The 8,322-nt window shown below is 52.8% G+C and carries 5 protein-coding genes; all 5 read right to left on the bottom strand.

Annotated features, from left to right (window positions below):
- Nucleotides 1–12 precede the first annotated feature (12 nt).
- Nucleotides 13–1,344, bottom strand: a complete 1,332-nt coding sequence (locus NB063_RS15890) for an argonaute/piwi family protein (protein ID WP_250929715.1) — start codon at nucleotides 1,342–1,344, stop codon at nucleotides 13–15.
- A 193-nt stretch (nucleotides 1,345–1,537) separates the two neighbouring features.
- On the bottom strand, nucleotides 1,538–3,361 hold the full coding sequence (locus tag NB063_RS15895; RefSeq protein ID WP_250929716.1) for a TIR domain-containing protein: 1,824 nt from the start codon (nucleotides 3,359–3,361) through the stop codon (nucleotides 1,538–1,540).
- A 192-nt stretch (nucleotides 3,362–3,553) separates the two neighbouring features.
- Complete coding sequence (locus NB063_RS15900) at nucleotides 3,554–5,284, bottom strand: RNA-directed DNA polymerase (RefSeq protein WP_250929717.1); 1,731 nt, start codon at nucleotides 5,282–5,284, stop codon at nucleotides 3,554–3,556.
- Nucleotides 5,281–6,141, bottom strand: coding sequence for a hypothetical protein (locus NB063_RS15905; protein WP_250929718.1), 861 nt, complete (start codon nucleotides 6,139–6,141; stop codon nucleotides 5,281–5,283). Before NB063_RS15905 ends, NB063_RS15900 begins: the two co-directional genes overlap by 4 nt.
- A 94-nt stretch (nucleotides 6,142–6,235) precedes the next feature.
- Entirely contained in the window at nucleotides 6,236–8,320 is a 2,085-nt protein-coding gene (locus tag NB063_RS15910; RefSeq protein ID WP_250929719.1) for a UvrD-helicase domain-containing protein, read from the bottom strand.
- Between the last annotated feature and the right edge of the window lie 2 nt (nucleotides 8,321–8,322).

The following is an 8,322-nucleotide window of genomic DNA, read 5'->3' on the forward strand; positions in this document are numbered from 1 at the left end:
TTCGAGCCTTCCTCAGATGTAGAACTTGAAGTTAGGCTTTCGCTCCTCGACCGTTGGATTAGAGATAAGTATCTCGCCCACGGCGTCCGAAAAACCGACTGTTACCGGCTTGCTTTCGCCCAGCCGGCAGGCGTTGTAATTGAGCTTGGTAAGCCCCAGTATGTCCTGCGCAACTTGTGTAATATCTGCATTCCCATGTTGAATGTCGATTTGCAGTGGCACGGGTGTTTCCCACCCGTCGTAAGTTGCTAGTCTCGGTTTGAATCCAGACGTGTATAGGTAGCCCGTGCGATGGCTCACGCGTCGAAAAGTGCCGCGAACAACAGGCATGCTTACTGTGCCAGAAATGCCGACGCCACGAAATAAGCGAGTTCCGAATCGGTCCGATTGCACTCTGATTCCGGTGAGCTTGCAGCTGTCAGGGCATGCTTCCTTATATCCATCAAATTCGTCTTTGCTAATCTCGGATCTTGAATGCAGGAACACCTCGGTCAATGGTTTTCCATCCAATTGCGAGTAGGTTTCCAGCACGCCCTTGAGAAGCCCTTTTGCAGCTTCCTTTTTCAGATGGAATTGACCGGTATCCGTTGAATACCACGGACCATACTCCCCAAGAAATACAACCCCGTCGCCCGAATCCAAGAACATTTGCGCAGCACAGCATGCAGTGGAGCCATGTTCATCACTTCGACGAAATGCAATCCCCACATAACACACACCTTCTCTCGCTGACGACAACTTCCAGGGTTTCCCACCACACTTGTAGTAGAACGCTGTGCCCAAGTTCCACATTCGATCTGAAAGTGGTGTTAGACCCCGCTCTCCGAATGCATTGTCGTCCGAAAGCCGCAATGTCGATTCCTGAATGATTTGCAATGGCACCCCCAGCTTCATTGCCCGAGCCTTGATCTGTCGGCGGAAGTCAGGCGCGAGTAAGTATTGCTCACGGTTGTATTCGTCAAACAACTCGAACTGGCCTCGCTTGCGAGCCTTCTTGGATTTCGCGTCAATCCCCTCGTCACTCGGGTTTGCAATCACAGATTTTGGTCGACAGTTTTGCTTGACCTCGTCAGGTACAACACAGACGATCACTCCGAGGTTTTTATCGAGACGTTCGGCCTTACTTGCTGCCCTTTCAATCTGCTCCAGGTAAAGGTTAGCAACGGAAAAACTTCGTTCATGGTGATCTTTCTTGCGCGAAGCCTCGACAACGATCGGCTCGTCTAGAAGATAGGTACCATCCGGTTCATCGCTCCACGTCGCCGCAAACGCGACGTCAAACCCCGGATAAGGTGGCCAAAGTCGATGCCTGCTCGGATCGGCAACAGCATGTGGCCGTTTCATCGCCCGCGACCATGCCCCCATTAACGCAATGCCCTTGGCGGTACCGACAACGGCAAAATTCGGTGATTCGGGATGATTCGGGGCACCGCACGAATAGGGTCCAAACAAACCGAGGCCATCACGAGGGTCAATTGCAGACTGACCGCCGGCAAATTCGAGCGAAGGCTCATCGAAAACAATAACTTCCGGTTGATCAGTCATCTTCGGTGCCCTCGTCTTCGTCGTCATTGATGCTCTTGAAGGCCACTTCGTCTCTCAACTTCTTTGCATCCTTCAATGCGATTTCGTCAATCCCACAGTTGACGGTCCAATGCTGGGCTGAGCTGCTGACGATGACGGAGTCGTCGTTGGTGTTCCCCACGACAATCTCGTCACCCTCTGCCAAGAACTGCATCAACCCGACGATCCGATTCAGCCAATCGTTGTTCCACCACGTTCCGCCTATGTCCTTGCGCCTTGACAGTGCCGGTCGTGGCTCAAGCAACCTTCCTTTTGTATCCGTGATTCGCAGGCGGGGCCTGACAGTAATTTCATACCCTGATCCCCGCCATCTTGCGGAAAACTTCGGTGCTAGCGCGTACCGGTATTTAGCCTTGGAGAGGCCACTTCCGAATGTTCTCTCGCCGGCGATTCCAACGCGCGTAGACCGCCCATCGAAGGTGACGATGGGCAGCATCTCGTTGCGAATCAAGCCATGTGGAAAATAGAACAAGTCTCGATCGGCGCAATACGAGAGTCCGCGGTTTACACAAGCAACATCCATCGAGCGGCGCAAGAGTTCCTTGACGATATTGAACACCGATATGGAATCCATCTCGCCATCCTGGGCAGATTCCCAAACACAACCGCCTTTAGATTCGAGATTGAATTGCTTTGACAGGTCGACAGGTGGTGGGCAAAAACTAATCAATCGCTTACCTGAAACTTTCCTAAACGCCCAGTCGTTCCTCATGAGTTGTATGTCGGTCGAACGAATGGTGCTCGGACTAACGAAACGCAGTAAAACTTTCGGAACTTCTTTGACGGAGAATACATTTGCGACGAGTGTTTCCTGCTGCTCAACCAGAACGCATTCAGGCATGTACGAATCAAGGACAATCGAAGTAGCGCCTTCACTCTTAGGGCACTGAAACGATTCAAGAACTTTCCGAAGTTGACGTAGTCCGCTCGCCCAGCCTTCGTGAAAGTTGACGGACTCCATATCGGACGTCGCCTTATCCAACAGCTCATTTGAAACAGGTTCTGAACAAACAGGCACAACGAGATGTGTGCCACGTTCTTCCGCTACTGCATGAGCAAGATTGCGACGTGCTGTGAGCTCGGGGTGTGCAACGGACTCTGGTGAGACGATCGGGATGTATCGCACAGCACGTTTACGAATAAGTCCTTTAATGGTTTCTGAAAGAGAATTCCCAGCGATTGGTGAAAGATGCCGACACCACACGTTGTAGCCCGCAAGCATCAAGCGTCTGGCAAGCCAAGTCGCCAGGGCCGTGTCCGAATCGGCCTCGTCAATCACGATGTAGTCATAGCGTGGAGCGAGAGAGAGTCCGCCCGCCATCGAAAAGAATGGGTAGCAGAAGATACTCGGATGCTCTGCGATCACTTCCTTGTGAGTTGTGCTAAGCAACGTCCTGAATCGTTCAATTCCGTAGAGATCGACGTCCCATTTGTACTTTTCCTTGACGAGCTTGATCGCGTCGTCCCGCTCGTTTGCGCTAATCTTCGCTGTTGACAAGAATACCCATTGGTCGCATGTGTGTTTGTGCTTAACAATCTTTTTGGCGTCTTCTTTTAGCTTCGTAAACCAGTCTTCACGAACGCTGTATGCGAAGATCGTCGTTCTGCCGCCATTCATTTTGTCGACATGAATTGCGTCGCGCCCCTTGTCGCCTGAGCCACCGATCGGTTCGAGGTTGTGGTAGCCATCCAACGCAAGGATGTCATGGCAAAGACGCTCAAACTGCAAGTAGTCAGTAAGCTGCTGAAGGCAGTAAACGATAGGGTTCGCACTCATGCGGCTCCCCCGCATTCAGGCCGGTGCAGTATTCTTTCGTCGCACCCAAGAAAATCTGAATGTTCGTCGTTGAACATAGCGAAACGGCCAATGAGTGATTCACCTTCGACTTGCCGGGCATCTTTCTGTGACTCGGTCATCTTCGTTATTTAGTCCGTTGGTGTTGTTGCAGCAGGTGTCGATTACACCGCATCAGCTAAAGTCATTTCGCTCGCCAAGCCAAAGCCCTTCCAGTCCTATCAGCTCGTCTTCATCTGATCTTGTCTGCACGTAACGATGGCGATCCTCTGTGCTCGTGCCGCGAAGCAATAGTTCTACTTCGTCCAAGTATGAGTGCGGACGGATTTGATCGCGGTCAGCCACCCCCGTTGAACATGCCTGAAGTAGCGTTCGGCTGCCTTCGTACATGCTGCTAAGTTCGTCAGCGCTAAACTGCCAGCCAAAATACAACGCCATGGCGCATGCACTTTCGGCGACAGCGCGTTCATTCATGCCTTCCCAGGGATGTTTATCCGGTGCGCCGTGCTCGGACGTAAGTTCACAGAAGAAACCAACAGCACGCCCCGGCAATCTCGCTATTGCGTTGACGTTACCGCTGATCAACGCATCGAGAAGAATCCGATACTCATCAAATTCGGATCCGTCAGGAATGGAGGAACGAATCTGCCCGTAACTCGATTGCGGAAGGAGATACAAGAGGCGATTTAGATGATACCTGCATTTCTGCACGAACCAGCGACGGCTCATTCCGTTCGCGGGAACAGGAACAGCCAACAGGCCTTTCAGCGAATCACTCAGGTCGTTTCGTACTCGAATTGCTCGTGACAGAAAGTCAGAGTCTTTCCAGAAATACAGCTTTGCGATGTCAACAATTCCCGACAGATGGCGATAGTGAATGAATCGACGAAATGGCCCGTACTTTGATTGCGTCCTTAGTCGTTCCAAAGGAATCGAAAAACCCTCAGCCTCAAAGATTTGCCGAATTGAATCGAACGACTTGGGCTTGAGCATGAGGTAAACGGTGAGGTCTCGTATCAGTGCATTAAAAGCTGGCTCGTCATCTGTGTCTTTCATGGAGGGGCAGTCAGAGAGCCACGCTGCCGCAGGTACGACATCGTTTTTTCCTTCGTGAACTTCAAATTCACTTTCCGTCACAGCTGAAGCAATTGTCGTTGCGACTCCCTTCGCTTCGGCGGCTGGGCAAACCACTATGAGGTCATCAACGTACCGCAGATATCGCTCGCCAAACTCAGAAAACAGCGATGTGTCAACGTCCTCTAACGCAACATGCCCAAGCAGATGGGCAAAGTCCGGCCCAATAGGAATACCGCGTCCCGGAATTGCACGAACACCTTCGAGAACGCGGATTGCCTTCGATTTCGTGCTCCTATCTTCGACGCGGTCCAAACGGCGTTCAAACTTCGCCTGCAATACATCCCACGCCACGCTGGGATAGAAGTGGCGGATGTCCGAGATGACTGCCACGTGGTCGGGATTCGTCGATAGCAGCTTGGCGATTTTCTGGTTGCGGGCCGTGTAGCCGTCGAAAAAGTATTGATAATTTCGGCTGCTCCGTTCCTGTTGAGGCCAGTGATAGCTGTAAACACATTCTGGAACTGCAAACGCCTGCGAATGCGACAGCAGATGGAGGACGTGAGCCTCTGCTAAAAGAGTTGTCGGGCTGCCGAGGGTGTAATCACGATACACCGCCGTACCCTCCTTCTCTAGCTCTTTGAGGATTGGGAAATCGTAGTAACGCCATTCTGTGCGTGTGCTGGCTTTACCCGCCGCCACGTTCATAATCCAACTAACGCGCTCCCTGTCCGTACGACTGTCGAGCATCGCGCGCATCGCGACATAAGTCGGAAGATGCGCGATCCTGGCAGCGTTCAGCGCGCGAGCCGCCAAAATGTCCGGCTTCATGACGCACCTCGCAAGCTCTCGTGCCGCACGACCAGGATTTTCCCGTCGCAGTCGTTTTCATTCAGAGGGTGGTGCCAACGAAAGTTATCGGAAAGACGCTTTGTGCCGCGAAACAGATTCAGCAGCTTGTCGAAGAACGGCTCAATCGCGTCGAAAAACCTCCAAGATTTCTTCCAATCCGGTTCGATCCAGACGAATGCACTGGATCGGTTATGTATTCTCTCCGTGATGTGCTGGAATGAGCGTTCAAATTTACTGAAGTTGTTGGCGGCGGCATCGGAGAAGGCTGAAACGAGGACAACAAAGTCTTCGCAGTCAGGCGAATTATTGAGCCATTGGTCGACGATCGCAGAAGTAGAAAATTGATCAGCAGCGTCCCAAGCATGAGTAGTCCAACGGATTCTGACTCCCTGTTCCTCCAACCACGGCACGGCTCTTAGCAGCATATTGTGGTAGAGGCTTCGTGCCGTTGCTGAAAAATCACCAGCTGTGACATCAATCGTCAAAGGGAGTCTGGGAAGCGAGCCGTGTACTCGCAAGGAAGCAATCAACGAGAGAAGACCAAGTAAACCCGCGCCGGATCCGCAAGGCACATCAAGGATCGCGAGCCGACCATCACCCAATCTCGCAAGTAATTCATTTGATACCGGCTTGAGACGTTCTTTGTTATCGAGCACTAAATATCCGCTTCGACAAACCGACGCACAAAACCGGTCGACGAACGCATTATGTGTGCGCTCCCTGTCTGCTCCGCCGGTCGAACTGCTTGTTAGCTTCTTGCAGGCGTCTTCGTAGCGGCCAATGCCATGAAGTTCCTGCACGTAGTCTGCAACCAGATTCTCGGGAATCTGGAGCACATCATCGCAGTAAAGTTCCTCTGGAAGCGTTCCGAATCTGTGATGATTCATGCGTTGGCTCGCTCCCTCTTCGAAATGCCCCGATCTCTTAACATCATGAGTCCTGTGCCGTATTCGAGTTCTTTACCGTTACGAGTAGATGCTCTCTTGCCCGTGTAGCGGCCACGTAGCGTTCGCAGCGGTGGCGGATTTCTGCTTCGTCGAGTTGGTTCATTGGGTCGTCTTTGTGGGCGCAGGCCATTGCCACGGCTCGGAATTCCAAGCCTTTGATGCGTTTCATGGTGCCCACGCGGATACCAGCCTCGTCGGAGCCAGGGTCTTCTTCGCGAGGCTTAAGCTCGAACGTGGCGATACCGGCTGACGACAGTGCTGTGACGATTTTGGGCTTGCGTGGAGTGACGCAGATTTCGTGCGTTGCGAGTCCATAATCTGTCATCAGCATCTGAACCCAGGCGACGATTGCCTCAGCTTCCGCCTTTTCGGTTTTACACTTCTCGACCATCGGTTCGGGGCCTTTGAAGACCGAGTGGTCACCGACAGTTGTCACAACTCCACCATCGAGGTCGTCAATCTCGAGGCCTTTCAGAATCCCTTGAGCAAACTTGCGAATCTGTTCGCTGGTGCGATAGTTGATCTTCAGTCGTCGTGAGCGACCGCGAATATCGATTCCGGCGCGGCTCATCGGGATCTTCGTGCGATAGATTCGCTGATGACCGTCACCCACCGTGCAAAGCGGGTCGGGCGTTCCTTCATCAATCGGACTGATGGCTCGAATCAAACGCAGGGCTTCCAGACTGAAATCCTGGACTTCGTCGACGAGAACATGAGCGTATCGTGTGAAGTTGGCTTGCAAGACGGCCAGGCGAGCCTCGTGAATAGCACCCTCAAACGTCAACAGGTTTCGTTTCTTCAGGCCGCGTTGGAACGCCCGAAAGACAGGCCATGCCGCCTTGCGTTGTTTCCGACTTATTCTCGGTCGACCGGACCTCACCGTGCCGAGATAGGTTTCTTCGTCGTCGATACCGTTCGGATCAATGACCAGCTCGTACTCATGCTGCATCTCTTCTTTGGAAAGCGGTAGCTCTTCCGAATAGCTCAGCCAAACTTCCGCCCAGATCTGAGCCGTTTCCTCATCCTCGGCGATTCGTCCCTTCCAACCTGCTCGATTACAAATGGTTCGAGCGAGGGCATGCAGGTTGGTCACTTCAATGCGACCTGCTACATCCGGAGCGAGACGTTGCATGTGATGCTTGATGGTCACCGAGAGATTGGTGGTGAATGTCGTTACGAGGATTCTCGCGGACTCGTCCTCAAGCTGGCGAGCCAGATGTACCGCACGGTGCATCAGGGCAACGGTCTTGCCGGTGCCTGCCGAGCCGGTGATGTTCATCGGCCCCTTCGTCTTCCATTTGACCAGCTTCCGCTGATACGGGTGAAGAAAGATACGCCATTCTTCCAGTGTGCCTTCCAGAATCTGCTTCAATTCTTCTTCGCCTGCCACCAGAACCAGATCGAAGTTTGGAGTCTCCTGAATCTTCGTGAAGTCGCCGGGGCTTTCGGGGGCGACCTCCGCCGGTCCAGCAACAACACCAAGCATCTCGTCGATTGCCTGCTGCAGCGTCATACCAGCAGCGAGGCCAAACAACACGTCACGACAGTCAGGAGGTAAATACGCACTCAGCGATTCCAGGCCATCGTCACTGCGGATCGACTTTACTGCCGGTACGAGAGGCTTGGGCACACCCGCTTCAAACAGCTCATCATCCGACAGGCGAGCAAGAGGGTAATCAGCCAGGCTTGGTTGAGTCGGCACTGCTTCCTGAACGACAGACTGGACTTCCTCGGCATCGAATACCTGAAAGACACCCGTCATCCCATGGACTTCAAACCGTTTATTCTTTGCCCAGTCGTAGGCCTTGTCGTGGGCATCGATATTTACCAACAAATACGTGTCGCCCTTCTCGGGAGCAATCACGATTGCCCGGTACCCATCGGGAAGTTTCTTCACTCCACGGACCTTTGGATCCAACATCGTGCCCGGAAGTGGATGCAGACCGATTGCCGGTGATTGCGGGTCATGCTGAAACTCCTCGATCAGCTCGGAAACTCGCTTCTGCACCTTGCTCGGGAGCTTATGAAAGGATTTCAATATGTTTCGGTGGACCATCAATTTGGCCATAG

The organism is Aporhodopirellula aestuarii (assembly GCF_023701485.1).
Classification (GTDB): Bacteria; Planctomycetota; Planctomycetia; order Pirellulales; family Pirellulaceae; genus Rhodopirellula; species Rhodopirellula aestuarii.